At 41.6% G+C, this 17,881-nt stretch carries 14 protein-coding genes and 1 pseudogene; 8 read left to right on the plus strand and 7 right to left on the minus strand.

Annotated features, from left to right (window positions below; translation table 11 throughout):
- Positions 1-144 (plus strand): annotated as a pseudogene (locus tag NWP22_RS04220) (photosystem II q(b) protein); the annotation flags it as partial.
- Between the two features lie 200 nt (positions 145-344).
- Positions 345-899, plus strand: coding sequence for a recombination mediator RecR (gene recR, locus NWP22_RS04225; protein WP_417006604.1), 555 nt, complete (start codon positions 345-347; stop codon positions 897-899).
- A 124-nt stretch (positions 900-1,023) separates the two neighbouring features.
- Here the strand turns inward: recR and NWP22_RS04230 are convergent, their stop codons facing one another.
- From NWP22_RS04230 to NWP22_RS04240, 3 genes are all read right to left on the minus strand, one after another.
- Positions 1,024-1,161, minus strand: coding sequence for a hypothetical protein (locus NWP22_RS04230; protein WP_271733528.1), 138 nt, complete (start codon positions 1,159-1,161; stop codon positions 1,024-1,026).
- 285 nt (positions 1,162-1,446) lie between these two features.
- Positions 1,447-2,367: a histone deacetylase family protein gene (locus NWP22_RS04235; RefSeq protein ID WP_271733529.1), complete on the minus strand. Its 921-nt coding sequence runs from the start codon at positions 2,365-2,367 to the stop codon at positions 1,447-1,449.
- 48 nt (positions 2,368-2,415) lie between these two features.
- Entirely contained in the window at positions 2,416-2,634 is a 219-nt protein-coding gene (locus tag NWP22_RS04240) for a hypothetical protein (RefSeq protein WP_271733530.1), read from the minus strand.
- A 640-nt stretch (positions 2,635-3,274) separates the two neighbouring features.
- Between NWP22_RS04240 and gyrA the strand changes: the two genes are divergently transcribed.
- The 6 genes from gyrA to NWP22_RS04270 all read left to right on the plus strand — a co-directional run bounded on the left by gyrA (position 3,275) and on the right by NWP22_RS04270 (position 13,406).
- Entirely contained in the window at positions 3,275-5,857 is a 2,583-nt protein-coding gene (gene gyrA / locus NWP22_RS04245; protein ID WP_271733532.1) for a DNA topoisomerase (ATP-hydrolyzing) subunit A, read from the plus strand.
- Positions 5,838-7,415, plus strand: coding sequence for an apolipoprotein N-acyltransferase (gene lnt / locus NWP22_RS04250; protein ID WP_271733533.1), 1,578 nt, complete (start codon positions 5,838-5,840; stop codon positions 7,413-7,415). Before gyrA ends, lnt begins: the two co-directional genes overlap by 20 nt.
- 164 nt (positions 7,416-7,579) lie before the next feature.
- A complete protein-coding gene (locus NWP22_RS04255; RefSeq protein WP_280801557.1) occupies positions 7,580-8,302 on the plus strand; it encodes a helix-turn-helix domain-containing protein in 723 nt (240 codons plus the stop codon).
- A complete protein-coding gene (locus tag NWP22_RS04260; RefSeq protein WP_280801558.1) occupies positions 8,196-10,922 on the plus strand; it encodes a peptidase domain-containing ABC transporter in 2,727 nt (908 codons plus the stop codon). The genes NWP22_RS04255 and NWP22_RS04260 overlap by 107 nt, the downstream gene beginning before the upstream one ends.
- A gap of 110 nt (positions 10,923-11,032) precedes the next feature.
- The gene (locus NWP22_RS04265; protein WP_271733536.1) at positions 11,033-12,517 is read left to right on the plus strand and encodes a beta-barrel domain-containing protein; all 1,485 of its coding nucleotides are present in this window, start codon (positions 11,033-11,035) and stop codon (positions 12,515-12,517) included.
- Between the two features lie 157 nt (positions 12,518-12,674).
- Positions 12,675-13,406, plus strand: a complete 732-nt coding sequence (locus tag NWP22_RS04270) for a peptidylprolyl isomerase (RefSeq protein WP_280801559.1) — start codon at positions 12,675-12,677, stop codon at positions 13,404-13,406.
- 153 nt (positions 13,407-13,559) lie between these two features.
- On the opposite strand, the gene NWP22_RS04275 is transcribed toward NWP22_RS04270, so the two are convergent.
- From NWP22_RS04275 to NWP22_RS04290, 4 genes are all read right to left on the minus strand, one after another.
- Positions 13,560-14,915, minus strand: a complete 1,356-nt coding sequence (locus tag NWP22_RS04275) for a tetratricopeptide repeat protein (RefSeq protein WP_280801560.1) — start codon at positions 14,913-14,915, stop codon at positions 13,560-13,562.
- A gap of 224 nt (positions 14,916-15,139) precedes the next feature.
- Positions 15,140-15,316 (minus strand): hypothetical protein, encoded by a 177-nt coding sequence (locus NWP22_RS04280; protein ID WP_280801561.1) that lies wholly within the window; start codon positions 15,314-15,316, stop codon positions 15,140-15,142.
- A gap of 896 nt (positions 15,317-16,212) precedes the next feature.
- Positions 16,213-16,782: a Uma2 family endonuclease gene (locus NWP22_RS04285; RefSeq protein WP_200987012.1), complete on the minus strand. Its 570-nt coding sequence runs from the start codon at positions 16,780-16,782 to the stop codon at positions 16,213-16,215.
- A gap of 127 nt (positions 16,783-16,909) precedes the next feature.
- Positions 16,910-17,881, minus strand: a complete 972-nt coding sequence (locus NWP22_RS04290) for a DUF4351 domain-containing protein (protein ID WP_280801562.1) — start codon at positions 17,879-17,881, stop codon at positions 16,910-16,912.

Here is a 17,881-nt window from a genome sequence, read left to right on the forward strand (position 1 = left end):
ATCGCTACCTGGGCTGATGTCATCAACCGCGCTAACCTGGGTATGGAAGTAATGCACGAGCGTAACGCTCACAACTTCCCCTTAGACTTGGCTGCTGGTGAAGTTGCTCCTGTTGCTTTGACTGCTCCTGCAATCAACGGCTAATCATAAACTTTAGCTGAATCGAAAAAAGCCTCCTAGAGATAGGGGGCTTTTTTTGTTTTTTAACCTAATTACTCCAGCTGACGAAGCGATCGCACAATCTAAAAACATGACCGAAAAAATGTCATCATAGTTGATGATGAGAAAATACAGGAGATAAAACCACGGTTTACGCACGTCCTTTAGCACGGTTAATCGAGCAGTTGCAACGCCTACCAGGAGTTGGTCCCAAATCAGCCCAAAGATTGGCGTTGCACATCTTAAAACGTCCCGAAGCCGAAGTAGAAGCCTTAGCACAAGCCTTGATTGATGCAAAAAAGCAGATAGGCTTGTGTTCTGTTTGCTTTCACCTATCTGCTGATCCTGTTTGTGAAATTTGTCGTCATCCTAACCGCGATAATACCTCTATTTGTGTGGTAGCTGATTCTCGTGATGTGATTGCTTTGGAAAAAACCCGCGAATATAAAGGTAAGTATCACGTTTTAGGTGGGGTGATTTCCCCTATGGATGGTATTGGAGCAGAACAGCTAACTATTCAAGCTTTGGTGCAGCGGGTGAGTCAACAAAAAATCCAAGAGGTGATTGTGGCTATTAGTCCGACTATAGAAGGGGAGACAACAACCCTGTATATCGGTCAGCTACTTAAACCATTTACCAAGGTGACACGTATTGCTTTTGGTCTACCCGTGGGGGGCGATTTGGAGTATGCAGATGAGGTGACACTAGCTAGAGCCTTGGAGGGTCGCAGAGAATTATAGTTTTCAATTCCATGAAGTGGGGTTTTGCAAGGCGATCGCTAGTAAAAATTAAGTTACTGTAGCTTTACAGTGATTTCCCTGTAGATGTGGTCTGTCTGTAAAACTTGCATTTTTGAGGGTTTATTTAGCGTTCTCCTGTTTTTTCAATGGTTTCTATCACTGCTAAACCAACACCAGAAGCTGCTATGAGCATGACTGCTGATAGCAAATAGATATTAGCAAACATTCTCAGGGCATCTTCAAAAAACATATAGGTGCTCATTATTTCACCTTTTCAACTCTGTGCTGTTGTTAGTGTTCATGTTTCCATTTCCTGATTTAACAGTTCTCATGGAACAATGACTTTCATTAGCATCTTAACAAAACTTTAGACAGTTTATGAGGGTAAAGAGATTTTTTTTTTCTGGACATGAGATGAATTTAATGCATTTTTTGTGACCTAGAATACAGAAATATATATAAATTAATATTTAGGTGCGTCAGATATCAAAAATCTCTTGATTTCCACAATTCACAGGGTCTGACGCACCCTAGAAGATATATTAAGTTAAATTAAGCAGGTTTCAATAGTGGCTAATACAGATTGGGAAAGGGAGGTAAAATCATAACCACCTTCTAAACCAAAGAGAATTTTCCGAGTTAGTCCCAGACAAGCATTTGTAAATAAGGCATAGTCTTGAGGCTGTAAATTAATATTGGCTAAAGGATCTGACTGATTAGCATCATAACCTGCACTGACAATCAGTAAGTCCGCCTGAAACTCAGCTAAAAACGGTATTACCCTAGTTTCTATGATTGGCTGATATACAGTGATATTACTACCAGGGGGTATCGGTAAATTCAAGACATGATCATATAATCCCTTCTCAGAAGCTCTCCCAGTACCGGGATAACACGGATGCTGATGTAAAGAACAGTATGCAATTTGCGGGTGAGTTTCGACGATCGCCTGGGTACCATTGCCATGATGTACATCCCAGTCGAGAATGGCGACGCGGTTAACTCCTGGTTGTTCCAGGGCATATAAAGCGGCGATCGCCGCATGGGAAAATAAACAAAAGCCCATACCAGTATTACGTTCAGCATGGTGTCCCGGTGGACGTGCTAAGACAAAAGCCGGGTTAGCACAGGTGAGTACAGTATCCACCCCATCCAACCAGGCACTTACTGCTAATAATGCTACATCATAACTGCGGGGAGAAACTGGTGTATCACCGTCTAAATAACCCCCTCCACTGGCGGCAATTTCTTTAACTTTGTTGATGTAGGCTAGATCATGGGCTTTGAGTAGTGTGGGTATAAGCGATGGCCTTTCTAATGCTGGCGTAGGGGTAAGCCAAGTAATTTTTTCCCCAAAGGTGGCTGAGTTGAGAGCATTGACTATTACCGTCAAGCGTTCCGGTTTTTCGGGATGATATCTTCCAGTTTTGTGGTCTAGAAACTCATCAGAATAAATGACTGATAGCATAAGGAGACACAGCAGAATACTCTGGGTTATTCTATCCTGATTGTTGCTCTACCCTTCATGCTCCTCAAGAGTTTCATCAATTGGTTGCTCTAGCATCTCCGGTACTAAAGCAGGGTTCCCCCTCCGTTCCGCAGGTGACTGAGCGCGGATGACATCATCCATTTTGGGAGGATGTTTGATCATGTCTAGCACCTCCGGACTTAATTGAGATGCAGCATCTTCTGGGTGAGCTTTTTCCCCTGAGTTGAAAACTTTTTGGTGATTCATGGCAATTTATTTTAACTCCTAGTCTTCACCTTAAGATATGTAGTACGGAAGGGGTACTATCAGTGGGAGTTAAATTCCTATTTTCCCCATACCTCAATGGTAATATATAGTCATCCTATTTGACTTGAGAAATTATGAGTGAGGAAAGGGAACACACCGAACAGGGAACAGGGAACAGAAATTGTTCATGAATCATTTAGGATTGCTTTATTTACTATTATTGTTTCTAATCTAGGGCTGTTCTGTCTTATTTCCAGTATGGGAAAAAGTTGATTAACTACAGATGTAAGACTAAGACTGCTTAGGATCGAAGGACTATCTTCTGGCTAAAATAACTTTTTTTTGGCAATTAATTTGAATATAAACTATTAGTTATAAATGAGATGTTTCTAGTTATTTTTTCCTATAAAATAGTTACTAAAAACACATTCATAATGTTTTTTATATTACCATAGGCAAAAAGTCTAGTTTTCCAGTTTATTTCTCGATATTTTAGCTGGTTAATTTAGGTGCAAAAGATGAGATTATATGTTATAATGTTAACAAAAATATGGAAATTATTCAAGATTAATTCAGAATAATTTGACGCTGGCAACAAGCGTAAGGGCTAAAATCTACATTTTTTGGAGTTTTTTAGATTATGACAACCTCACAGGAGAGGATTATCCCCACAGACCTGCGCAATGAAATGTCCCAGTCTTATCTGGAATACGCCATGAGTGTGATTGTGGGTCGGGCGCTCCCAGATGCAAGGGATGGTCTCAAACCTGTGCATCGTCGCATCCTCTACGCAATGCACGAGCTGGGACTGACTCACGATCGCCCATTTCGTAAATGCGCCCGTGTAGTTGGGGAAGTTTTGGGTAAATATCACCCCCACGGTGATACAGCGGTCTATGATGCTTTGGTACGCATGGCCCAGGACTTCTCCATGCGATCGCCCCTGATTAACGGTCATGGTAACTTTGGTTCGGTAGATAATGACCCACCGGCGGCCATGCGATACACAGAGTGTCGGTTACAAGCTTTAACTAGTCTGTCCCTCCTCCAAGATATTGAATCAGAAACTGTAGATTTTATCGATAACTTCGACGGTTCCCAACAAGAACCGACAGTATTACCATCACGCATCCCCCAATTATTGCTCAATGGTTCCTCCGGTATAGCTGTGGGTATGGCTACCAATATCCCCCCGCACAACTTGGGAGAATTAATTGATGGTTTGGTGGCGCTGATTCACAACACTGAAATCACTGACCTGGAATTAATGGAGTATATTCCGGGTCCAGATTTCCCCACAGGGGCCCAGGTGTTGGGAACAGCAGCGATTCGGGAAGCCTACACCACTGGACGCGGTTCTATTACTATGCGGGGTGTGGCTACCATTGAAACCGTAGAACAACGAGGACGACCGGATAGAGAAGCAATTATTATCACTGAGTTACCCTACCAAACTAATAAGGCGGGGTTGATTGAAAAAATCGCCGACATGGTGAATGAAAAGCGTCTGGAAGGAATTGCAGATATTCGGGACGAAAGCGATCGCGATGGGATGAGAATCGTGATTGAATTGAAGCGGGATGCTTACCCCCGTGTAGTCCTCAATAACCTTTACAAGCAAACCCCCCTCCAAGCTAACTTTGGGGCGAATATGCTGGCCCTGGTCAATGGTAAACCGGAAATCCTCACCCTGAAGAAGTTCTTAGAAGTCTTCCTAGATTTCCGCGTCGAATCAATTACCAGACGCACCCGCTACGAACTGCGAAAAGCCGAAGCTCGTGATCATCTCCTCCAGGGGTTATTAATTGCCTTATCTCAATTAGATGCAATTATTGTTTTAATTCGTCATGCACCCGACGCACCCACAGCCAAAGCCGAGTTAATGACAAATTACGGCCTGTCAGAAGTCCAAGCCGATGCTATCCTACAGATGCAGCTGCGGCGTTTGACAGCCTTAGAAGCAGATAAAATTCGTCAAGAACACGCAGATTTACAAACTCAAATTGCCGATTTACAGGATATTTTAGCCCGGCGAGAACGGATACTAGAAATCATCGAAACCGAAGTCACTCAGCTAAAAACCAGCTTTGCAACACCCAGGCGTACAGTAATTTTACCCGGTGAAGGCGATATAGATGAGCGTGACCTGATTGCTAACGAAAAAGCCATCATTTTAGTCACAGAACAAGGCTACATCAAACGGATGCCTGTCAACACCTTTGAAGCCCAAAGCCGCGCTACCAGAGGGAAAGCCGCCGCTAAGGTCAAAGATGATGATACCATTGAGCATTTCTTAACTTGCTGCGATCATGACAGTGTTTTATTCTTTAGCGATCGCGGTGTCGTCTACTGTTTAAAAGCTTATCAAATTCCTGTCGGTTCCCGTACCAGTCGCGGCACACCCATTGTGCAAATGCTACCCATTCCCAAGGAAGAAAAAATTACCTCAATTGTCCCCGTAGATGAGTTTAGCAGTGAAGAATATCTAGTTATGCTCACCAAAGGCGGCAATATTAAGAAAACGGAATTAGCTGCATTTAGTAACATCAGAGCTAACGGCTTAATTGCTATTTCTCTGGAAGAAGGCGACCAACTGCGCTGGGTACGCCGAGCTAGAGTAGAGGACAGCATATTAGTGGGTTCTCGTCAAGGGATGGCGATTCATTTTCGATGTACCCATGAACAGCTACGCCCTCTGGGTAGAGCCACTCGGGGAGTCAGAGCCATGAAACTAAAAAATGGCGATGAACTCGTAGGGATGGATATACTCCCAGCCGCCATTCTGGACACCCTGAATACAGAGGAAACCGCAGACATAGACAACGCAGACATAGACATCCAGGAGGAATCCCTAGAAGTACCAAGTAACGGTATTATTGGTCCTTGGGTGTTAGTGATTACCATGGGCGGATATGGTAAGCGCGTACCAGTCGCCCAATTCCGACTGCAAAACCGCGCTGGTCAGGGTTTAATGGCTACCAAATTCAAAAACCGTAAGATTAAAGACCAATTAGCCACCTTACGCATTGTTAACAATGATAACGATGAAATTATGATGGTGACTAATCGTGGTATAATCATCCGTCAAGCGGTGAATGCCATTTCCATACAATCGCGATCAGCCACTGGGGTGAGAGTGCAGCGTCTGGATGAAGATGATGCCATTAATGGTGTAGCTATAGTTCCTCCTGATACCGGTGAAGATGTGGAAGCAGCTGAGTAAAAAATATAGGGAAAGGGTAACAACCTTACTCCCCTATGCGATCGCCTGCGCCAGTGGTGTCTTAATGGGGCTAACCGTAGCCCCCGTGGGTGCCTGGTTTTTCGCCTGGGTTGCCCTCGCCCCCCTGTGGGTGTTAGTTTTTACCTCTCCTGCATCTCCCCCCCTCCTGGGACTCGCCTGGGGTGTTGGCTATCATGGTGTCGCCCTATCCTGGATTACTGGGATTCATCCCATGAACTGGTTGGGCGTTCCTTGGTTACCAAGTTTAGCAATTACCCTGTTTTGTTGGTCATTTATTAGCCTACTTGGGGGGTTGCTCCTCACCCTGTGGGGGGCGCTTATGGCTCGTTGGGGGGGGAAAAAATCGGGGCTACGTGTTCTATTTGGTACGGCTATTTGGTGCGGATTAGAAAGTCTTTGGAGTGCTGGACCCCTGTGGTGGAGTTCCTTGGCTTATACACAAAGTCCCCACAACCTCGTAATTTTACACCTGGGTCAACTATCAGGACCGAACACCGTCACCGCCGCCATAGTTGCAGTTAATGGTTTAATTGCAGAAGCATGGATTAACCGCCACAGTAGAAGTTCCTCCTCTGGTCGGGTGGTCAAGCAACACTTGGCGATCGCCATCTCACTATTCATGACTTTACACCTGTTGGGGTTTTATTTATATAGCCGTCCCATCGCCCAACCACCAGCAGCAGCTTTGCAGGTGGGAATCATCCAAGGTAATATCCCCAACGAAATAAAACTTATACCCCAAGGTTTGCGGCGGGCTTTAGCAGGTTACACCACCGGATATTACAATCTAGTAGACCAAGGTGTTGATGCAGTCCTGACCCCAGAAGCAGCTTTACCCTATTTCCAGCGCGACCTCCCCAACACTAGCTTAGTGCAAGCAGTGCAAGAAAAAGGCGTAGTTGCTTGGGTTGGGGCTTTTGGAGAACAGGGAACCAGTTATACAAATAGTTTATTTACCTTCACTGGGAAAGGTGAAATTTTCAGCCGTTACGACAAAACTAAATTAGTCCCACTGGGGGAGTATATACCCTTTGAGGATATTTTAGGCGGCATAATTGGGCGCTTATCACCTCTGGATGCTCACCAAGTACCAGGGAAAACCAATCAGATATTTGATACCCCCTTTGGTCGGGCTATAGTTGGTATATGTTATGACTCCGCTTTCCCCGAAATATTTCGCCGTCAAGCTGCTACTGGCGGGCAATTTATTCTCAGTGCTTCTAACGATGCTCATTACAGCCCCTCTATGCCATTTCAACATCACGCCTTGGATATCATGCGGGCTATTGAAACCGATAGATGGTCAGTGCGGGCGACTAATACCGGATATTCCGCCTTTGTTGACCCCCACGGTCACACCTTATGGATATCTGGACATAACACTTATGCAACTCATGCTGAAACTATCTACAAGCGGGAAACTCGCACTTTATACGTGCGTTGGGGTGATTGGTTGACGGTTCTGTTATTGGGGTTGGCTGGGTTATTCCATCAAGTTATTCGTCTCACCCACAGACCCACAGGCTTAACAGAGTAACAGTTGCTTAGGTGTTGTTAGCAGCAAGGTGGAGCTTGAATATTTTTCAATTTTTTTATATTTTCATAATCTTTTTATCACAAAATTATTATTTGTATAATTTCGAGTTCATGCCCAAATTACTCTGTATAATATAATGGGTTTCTTTATCACTATTTCTGTTTATGTCTGTCCATAAATATAAGAGAGAGGAGCAAATTCAAGACATTAATACAGGTAAGTTTTTGACACCATTTCAACGAGACCTATTACAAAAAAGTTTACAAACAGATTTACCTGATTTATATCGGCTACGGATTCAAATTATGCTACTTGCAGATGAAGGGAAATCTCAAGGAGTTATTTGTCACATTTTGGGCTGTAGTCCCGCAATGGTGAGACACTGGATGCACATGGCCAGGAGTGGTATGGCGCATCAATGGGGTGATTGTCCCGTGGGTCGTCCTAAAGTGGTCAATAACGACTATTTACAGCGTTTGCAAGAATTGGTGGTTAGTAGTCCCCGTGACTATGGTTATGCTTTTACACGGTGGACTGTTAAATGGCTGGGTGAACATTTAGCTCAGGAATTTGGTGTGGAATTGAGCCATAGACACATTAAGCGACTACTCAAACAATTGGGATTATCCACTTGTCGCCAAATCAATCATCACCAAGAAACAACTACGGGAAATACTGGGAATCCTAGCATCTTGATTCAAGATTTGAAGTCAGATACCCCTCTAGAAGACCCCGTAATTTCGTATATTACACCCACTTTAGATACTCATTTAAAAACTTATGGTGCAAAATCTACCGGTTTCTGTGCTGTCTCTAGAACAGTTCAACCAGGTTCTAGGTCATTCTTTCTCCCCAGCAGAATTTCACAACTACTACTCACAGTTTAAATTCAAAAGCCCCAGGGTCGGTAAGTTTTGGCAAGGAAAAGATGTAGATGCTGGTGTATACATTATCATCACTGGTAAAGTCAGGCTGTTGAATCACGCAGATGAGTTAATTACTACCTTAGAACCAGGAGCATCATTTGGGGAATTTACCCTATTCCCAGAAGCTGACTTTTACCCCTATGGAGCTAGAGCTAGTGTTAATTTACAACTATGCTTCATTCCGGCTACAGTTTTGTCAGCCTTGATGCAGAAATATCCCCACATTCAAAACCATTTATTCACCCAAGCCCGTGCAGTTAATTCTTTACTGGTAACTTCAGATTCACCACCTACATATCCCCAAGAGGAAATCACCCCCCCACCTGTCACACCAACCCAGACATCAAAAAAGATCGGTAAAGCTTACCTCCCCAGTCCTACACAGCGCGTCGGACATTTACTACAGAAAACTATTCGCCGTTACCCGTTTTTTGCTCAACAAAGTGCTTCAGATTGTGGTGCTGCTTGTTTAGTCATGGTATCTCGTTATTGGGGTAAACGCTTTAGTGTCAATCGTTTACGAGATATCGCTAATGTTGACCGCAATGGCTCATCTTTACGGGGTTTATCCACCGCTGCTGAAAGTATAGGCTTTAGTACCAGACCAGTAAAAGCTAGTTTAGATCAACTAGCCAAGCAAAAATTACCCGCCATTGTCCACTGGGAAGGTAAACATTACATTGTTGTTTATGAAATTACCCGCAAATCCGTCATTGTCGCCGACCCCGCCATTGGTCAACGTACCCTCACCTACGCCGAATTTAAAGACAATTGGACGGGTTACACACTGCTGCTACAACCCACAGCATTTTTCAAAGATACCCCCGAAACCGTCACACCCTTCTGGCAATTCTTTGAATTAATCAAGCCCCATGGCTTGGTGATGTTGGAAGTATTTGCTGCTTCTATATTTATTCAAATCTTTGGTTTAGTTACCCCTTTATTCACTCAGTTAATCTTAGATAGGGTCGTAGTTCAACGTTCGGAATTAACTTTATTTGCTGTGGGTTTAGGGCTGCTAATTTTTAGTTTATTCCGTGTGGCTATGATGGGGTTACGGCAATATTTATTAGACCACACAGCCCATAAATTAGATGTGGCTTTAATTGTGGCTTTTATTCGCCATACCCTGCGTCTCCCCCTCAATTTCTTTGAGTCTCGTTATGTAGGGGATATTATTTCCCGTGTTCAGGAAAATACCAAGATTCAACGCTTTCTTTCCGGTGAGGCTTTATCTATTGTACTAGATTTAATCACCGTATTTATTTATGTCGGGTTGATGTTTTGGTATAGCTGGAAAATGGCACTTTTAGCTTTAGTAATTGTGCCGCCTTTTTTCCTATTAGCCTTGATTGCTACCCCGTTTTTACGCCGGATATCTCGGGAGATTTTTAACGCCTATGCTACTGAAAGTAGTTATTTAATCGAAGCTTTAACTGGGGTGAGAACCGTTAAATCTACAGCAGTGGAGCAAACGGTACGTTGGCATTGGGAAGACTTACTAAATAAAAGAGTGAAAACCAGCTTTTCTGGGCAGGTTATCGGTAATCGCCTGCAAATTTTTAGTAATTTGATTGACGCGGTTGTTACTACTGGTTTACTATGGTATGGGGCATATCTAGTAATTCAAAATCAGTTAACTATTGGGCAATTAGTAGCATTTAATATGCTGTTGGGTAATGTGATTGCCCCATTTCAAAGATTAACTGTTTTGTGGAATGAGTTACAAGAAGTAACCATCGCTGTAGAGCGGATTAACGATGTTTTGGATACAGAACCAGAAGAGGATTTACAGCATCAAGTCCGGCAATCTTTACCACCAATTCAAGGTCATATCTGTTTTGATCATGTCACCTTTCGTTATCACCCAGAAAGTGATATTAACGTTTTAGAAAATCTCAGCTTTACCGTTAAACCAGGGCAAATGGTAGCTTTAGTAGGTCGCAGTGGTTCAGGAAAGACAACTATTTCTAAGTTAGTTTTAGGCTTGTATCCCCCTACAGATGGTCAGGTGTTAATTGATGGACATGATATTACCAGTCTGTCCTTACGTTCCCTACGGGAACAGGTGGGGGTAGTTGACCAAGATACTTTTCTGTTTGGCGGTACGATTCGCGAAAATATTAGTTTAGCACACCCAGGGGCAAGTTTACAAACAATTATAGAAGCGGCAGAGTTAGCAGGGGCTGATGAGTTTATCAAAAAGTTACCCATGGGTTATGAAAGCCAAATCGGTGAAGGTGGGGGAATGTTATCTGGTGGACAACGACAACGAATTGCCATAGCAAGAGCTTTATTAGGTAATCCCTCACTGCTGATTTTAGATGAAGCCACTTCCCATTTAGATGCTGAATCAGAACGCATAATTCAAAACAACTTAAACACCATCCTCAAAGGTAGAACCACATTAGTAATTGCTCATCGTCTTTCCACAGTGCGCAATGCGGATTTAATTTTGGTACTCGATAAAGGGGTATTAATTGAAAGTGGTACCCACAACGAGTTAATGGCTAAACGGGGACATTATTACTATCTCAATCAACAACAGTTAGATAATGCAGGTAATATCCCCGACTTCTGAACACCATCTTCTCATCCCTTCAACATTTATCATAGAAGTCGGGGATATAACTACCATAATCAATTTTTTTGCCAAATCATTTAAATTTCACAACTATATCCAGGGGAATTATGCCAAATAGCATCAATCATGAGCAACATGAACCACTACAACCAGCCAACTTAATAGATGATTGGTCTCATGTCACCAAAGACCTACTAGATAGTTTACCCCAAGTGTGGACAAGGGGATTACTATACTTCCTGATTATATTTGTATCCATAGTTTTACCCTGGGCGATGTTTTCCCGCGTCGATGAAACAGGTACAGCTAGGGGAAGATTAGAACCCCAAGGTAAAACAGTCAGACTAGATGCACCCGTTGCTGGAACCGTGGCGGAAATTCAAGTCAAAGTAGGTGATGTAGTTACAGCTGGACAGACTTTATTGGTACTAGAATCAGAACTAGTCAAAGGCGAATTACGACAAACCAAAGACAGATTAGAAGGTCAATTAAATCGGTTATCTCAGTTAAACCTGTTAAAAAATCAGTTAATTGTAGTTTTGGCAACCCAGCGCCAACAAAATCAATTTCAAGAGTTAGAAAAACAATCTCAAATTGACCAAGCTAGACAAAATTTAACCGCCATACAGAGTTTATCTAATTTACAAAAAGAGGAAAAATTATCCCAAGTTAATCAAGCTAAACAAAGCCTAGAACATAGTCAAACTGCCAATAAATTAATGGCTTCCCGGTTAGCTAGCAGTCAACGAGAAGTTAAACGCTATGGTCAACTCCGGGAATCAGGAGTTATACCAGAAATCACACTGGTAGAAAAGCAAGATATAGCCCAAGAACAACAAAGATTATATGAACAGAGTAAATCAGATATTCAACAAGCCCAGTTACGGTTAGGAGAACAACAAAGTAGTTATCAGCGCACCATTAAGCAATTTGATGCTGATATTAAACAAGCCCAATTAAGAGTCAATGAACAAGAAAATAGTTACAAAATAGTCACTAATGCTGGTAAACTGGCGGTACTCAGAAGCGAAGAACAACTGAAAAATATAGAGAGCGAAATTTCTACCCTAAATGCAGAAATTGCTCAAACTAAAAGCCAAATTCAGTCCTGGGAATTTCAACTTAATCAACGAGTGTTAAAAGCCAACGTCAGCGGAACCTTATTTCAGTTACCTATTGAAAAAGCTGGTTCTGTGGTGCAACCAGGTACCTTAATTGCCGAAATTGCTCCCACAGGTTCACCGTTAATTGTCCGGGGACAAATGGCCACAAGTCAAAGCGGTTCCCTGAGTCAGGGTTTACCGGTTAAGCTGAAATTTGATGCCTATCCTTTCCAAGACTACGGGATAATTAGTGGTGAATTATTCAAGATTTCTCCCACAACTACAGAAATAGATACACCTAATGGGAGGGTAGCAGCCTATGAGTTAGAAATTTCCATGAATCAAGATTGTATTCCTAGTCAGGATAAATGTATCCCTTTAAATCCCGGCGACACTGTAACAGCGGAGGTAATTGTGCGCCAGCGCCGGATTATTGATTTTATACTTGATCCCTTTAAGCAGTTACAGCAGGGGGGTGTCAAGTTGTAGTAAAGTGCAAATGCTTTTCTGGGGCGTTCAAATCAACCCATTCTCCCCGATGTATCGACAGAAACAGTAAATCCAGTCCCCTCCCCTTAATAAGGGGAGGGTTAGGGTGGGGTTTAAATTTTATCAACCAAAATCAATCAAATTTTAGGAGTAAATCATGTTAGAATCCATCACCATTACCCAAGCAGATATTTGGCAACAAGTCAAGCTTTCCCTACAAATTCCTGAGCTAGTAGAGCAGATTGTCAGCCGTAAGATTATCTTATCAGCCGCAGAGGAAGCGGGAATCAAAGTAGAAGTTGAGGAATTACAAAAAGCAGCGGATTTTTTACGCTTAACAAATAAACTCACCAGTGCTGAGGATACTTATAAATGGTTAGAGCAGCATGGTTTATCTGTAGATGATTTTGAAGAGATTATATATACAAACTTAATTAGTGGTAAGTTAACTCAACATTTATTTGCCGATAAAATCGAGCCGTATTTCTGGCAAAACCAGCTAAATTATGCCGGTGTGGTGATGTATGAAGTGGTGTTAGAAGATGAAGATTTGGCGATAGAACTTTTTTACGCCATTAAAGAAGGGGAGATGAGTTTTTATGATGTGGCGCACCAATATATTAAAGATGTGGAATTGCGCCGTCAGGGGGGATATTTGGGGGTACAGCGTCGCCGGGATTTAAAGCCAGAAATATCTGCCGCTGTATTTGCAGCCAATCCCCCCCAGGTGCTTAAACCTATTATTACAGCTAAGGGTGTGCGTTTGATTTTTGTGGAGGAGATTATCCAGCCGCATTTGAATGATGAGTTACATCTTCAAATTGGTACTGAGTTACTTGGTGAGTGGATACACAAACAAGCTGAAGTAGTAAAAATAATCCATAAATGACAATGAAAATGTCTTGATTTCTTGCTGCCATTATTTATCGTGGCGTTGATGAAAGTTACAGCCAAGGTTGCTAGAGCTTTATTCATACTACAAACAAACATGCAACACTATTCTCGTTAATTCTCATTCCCATATTGAGTATGAATATGGGAATTAATTATCGTATGATCTAACAACTTGCCCAGCCATTTTTAACCCAGAAGCAGCTTCTGGAATATAAGTAGTTTGGGACTTTTGTACTTGATCATATAGTTTCTCGGCTTTTTTTAACTCCAGTAAACGCATCTCACTCCATTTAACCAACGCCGAATTTCTCAAATAGTGGGCTAATTTATGGAGTCGCTCGACTGCTGATATAGCAAGTTCATCCATCTCTACCGAGGCTAAGTAGCAATCACAGGCAATATCTATATCACCGAGTTTCTCATGGCACTGACCAGCCATAAACCAAGCAATTGCTGTTCCTGGAGGTCCAAGTCGAGCAGCAGAACGATATATCTTGGCGGCTTCCTCAAATTTACCTTGGTTAATTAAAATTTCTCCCAATTGAAGGTGGTACTTAGAATACAATGGTTCCATTTGAACCATTTTCTGTGCTCTTTCTTCAGCAAGTTCAAAATTTCCTAGCCATGATGCTTCCTTAACACGACTTTCAAATACGGTAGTCAAATTTTCATGAGCAAGCATTCGTTCTTGATCATTTGTACTTTCTTCAGTCAATTCTTCCGCAAGAGACTGACATAAATTCATCTGTTGAACAACTTCTTGTTTATCTCCTTGCAACAGGTGAACAAAAACGGCAGCACGAATATAGACACTTTGTAAGCGTTTCTGCTCAAAATTATTAAGCAAAGGTTTCAAATGATCTAGCGTCTTACTAGTTTCATTTACCCAATACTCAGTAGCTTTCAAATTTCTAAAGGTTTTAGCATATAATGCTACTAGACTATTTGCACTGCCAAATCGCTCATGACTATCTAAAGGAGCTTGCTTAGCAATTGTCTCAAATTCTTTAATATTATCTAAGTTACCAGCATCAGGCTGTATCATTAGATTTGATATAGCTCGTTGCAAAGCTAAATTAGCCAAAATATTACTGCTGGCAATATCTGACTCATATAGTTGTGGCACATATTGTAAAACCGCTTTATGAAGGCATAAACTAGATAAAAGACTAATAACTCGAACCTGAATAATAGAAGCCAATTCTTGGTAATTAGTTAAATAAGCACATAAAGTATTCCACCGTTCAGTTCTTAATTCATCAGCAAGATCAAGTGGGTTAGTAACTTGATATTTAAATAGGCGATATTCTCTAATTAATGATTCTCTAAATGAGATAGGGTGAATAAGAGTAACAGGAGCACCTATAATAGTATTTCCAACCATTTGAGAATAGGCGTAACTTATTCCATATACGTGCCAAGGAGCAGTATTAACATCTCCCATGTCTAAATATGGGCGATTTATCCAAGTAATGAATGAATCATCGAGTGAAGGTATAAACATAGTTTTGTAATCCTTAATTCAAGCACATTAGATATAATTTTCCTTGAGAATACTCTGCTGATTTAACTTTTTTAATCTAGCGGTGATTAATTAAAGAGGAAAAACATCAAAACGAATGATAAAGAGATGCAGTTGCTAAAAAAACCATGAATTTTTGGAGACGTTCTAAATAACGTCTCCAGGGTTTAATCTTAGCCCTCAATGTAGGAAGTATTCAATTAAATTCAACTCTTTGTATGAGAGAGAGTATGAGAAGAACATTTCCACCAACAACAACAAGCAAGACCACCACGCAGAGACTTAAAAGCAACAATAGCTTCGGGATTACCCTTTTCAGCTTCGGCTTTGAGGTCTATAATTTCGGAATCAGTTTTTAGGTTAGTAATCTTAATATCAGCCATGAGAGTTGTTCCTCCATTTATTATCTTCAACAATCAAACCCAAGGTTTAAAACCTCGATTGATAGCAGTGTATGAAAGTAAAACACTTATGTCTAGATATTTTCCCAAAATAAAAGGGACAAAATAGTTACAGCTTTGTCACTAAAATTTCCGCAATTGTAACGGTATATTACATAAAACAGTCGTAATTATGGCTTAAAAGTCATACAATATACAAATAAACAGACAAAATACGGGATTATAACCCAGAAAAAAGGGACAAAATAGTTACAATTATGTCCCGATTAATTTGAGATTTACAGCGCCTTTGATTTGAGTTAGGTACAAAAGGACGGGCTTTTCTGCCCACCCCACAAGATTTATGATATTAAGGTGTGTAGTTTATTTACTTGATATAGTCATCCTATTTGACTTGAGAAATTATCAGTGAGGAAAGGGAACACCGGAACAGGGAACAGGGAACAGAAATTGTTCATGAATCATTTAGGATTGCTATATAAAAAAATCAGGGAAAGACAAAATCCTCCCCTGATTAGTTAGAGGTTGTTTGATAAGTTTTCAACAGGTAATTTTCACCTTAGGGAACACCGGAACGGGGGAACACACCGAAGGCGGGGTAAAACAATATTTGATACCTTAATCATAACTTTTAAAACATCCTGTTAGTCCTTATAGCCTTTTTCAGGCTAATGAAGTACACATCAATTGCCTATTCCCTATTCCCTATTCCCTATTCCCTATTCCCTATTCCCTATTCCCTATTCCCTATTCCCTATTCCCTATTCCCTGTTCCCTGTTCCGGTGTTCCCTGAAACTAAACAACTTTGTACCTCACGAGCATGGGAAATGCTATATTATAGTTATCGCCTGGCGCACCGACTTTATAAATATTTGAGTTAACATTGCCAAATATCATTTACCGTTAACTTGATTTCAGAAAACAAGGGGGAACAAATCACCATATCACCAGTAAAAACCTGCTCCTCATACAAACCTTCTACCCACTGCAAAACCGTCACCTTTTGCTGTATGGGATCTACAATCCAATACTCAGGGATTCCCCGCGTTGCATACTCAGAGCGCTTGTAACGATAATCCCGATTTTCTTGATTTGGACTGACTACCTCAATCACCAACAACGGCTGCGGCATATCCATTAAAATTAGGGAGCGTGTAGCACTTTGCATTACCTGAGCCAATTCTTCAGAAAACAAGACCAAATCAGGAACACGCACCCCCACCTGGCGACTATATACGGCCATTTCTGTTTTCATACTCAAGCGGTAATAGGGAATACCTAATTTTAGGAAGTATGCCAATAAAAACATGGCTATCCGACGATTTAGCTCACTTTCTAAAGGCATAGAAATTAATTTGCCGTTCTCCAATTCATATAAATTATCTGTACCATCATCAAATTGCAGAAACTCTTCCAAGGTCATGTTCTTGGGGGTTGTAACTGTCATGATTTTTTCTCCTATAAACCGTAAATACCCCATCTCTATCCTCATAAACCATAGAAGGAGTAAGTGGCGATCGCCCTGCATTCCATTTAGTATTTGAAAATAGGGAGACAAGAGCGCCCCACAGTAATTACTGGGATTCCAACCAAGCCAGTAAATCCGCCATACTACCCAAATCTAGTAAAGCCTCCCCCAGGGCTTCTAATTGGTGGAGGGAAAGAGACTGGATGCGCTGCTGTAATTCTGGGGATAATTCACCGTATCGTTTTTTTAGTTGTTTGAGAATCAGGGTTAGTTCACCCTCTTGTATTCCCTCTTGTATTCCCTCTTGTCTACCCTCTTGTATTCCCCGTTCATAACCTATGCGCTCGCCGGTGGTAACATACCTCATAGTCCGCTCCTGCTCAAATTGCTTAAATTCTGACCACAATTTATTTTCCAGTGCTTTTGGTAAAATCATAACCCAGTCGATAAAGCGATAGAGATTGCGGATATCCTGTTCTTTTAGTCCTAAATCGTATAACCTACGGATTAAGCTAAATTTCCAGGTTTTCCGTTCTGCTGGTGATGAGCGTGTCTGCTGGGTTTTCAAGTGCGCCATCACCACTGTAGCAAAGGGATTATGACTATTTTCTAACTCTTGCCACCGTTGTTCATAATCTAACAATTTAACTATGCCAAATTCAAAGTTTAACCTTGTCTGGGGGTAGTTATAACTGTAATTATGCGGTCTCCAGTTGCGGTTATTATCACACAAGATTGCCAAGCTAATGGCTGGTTTATCAAAGCGGTCAAAGATGCGAAAGTTATAGGTAAACATCCGTTGACTAAAATCATTTTCTTTCTGTGCTTGAATTTCTACATGAATTAATAGCCAGATTTCTTCGCCGTTAAGTTGCCAAACCTTGACTAATTGGTCAGCATAACGTTTACCTTGCTCCGCATCACGGGCAATTTGCCGAAATTCCTGATTGAGAAATTCATGGGGTAGCTCCCAGTTAATCAAGGCCGCGGTGGCTGGGAAAAAGAATTGTATGGCTTGGGGAAAATACTCGGTAAGTATCTCTTTCCAAGGGCTATCAAAGTCAGCGCGCTCGTTCAT

The organism is Anabaenopsis tanganyikae CS-531 (assembly GCF_029891675.1).
GTDB classification, from domain to species: Bacteria; Cyanobacteriota; Cyanobacteriia; order Cyanobacteriales; family Nostocaceae; genus Anabaenopsis; species Anabaenopsis arnoldii.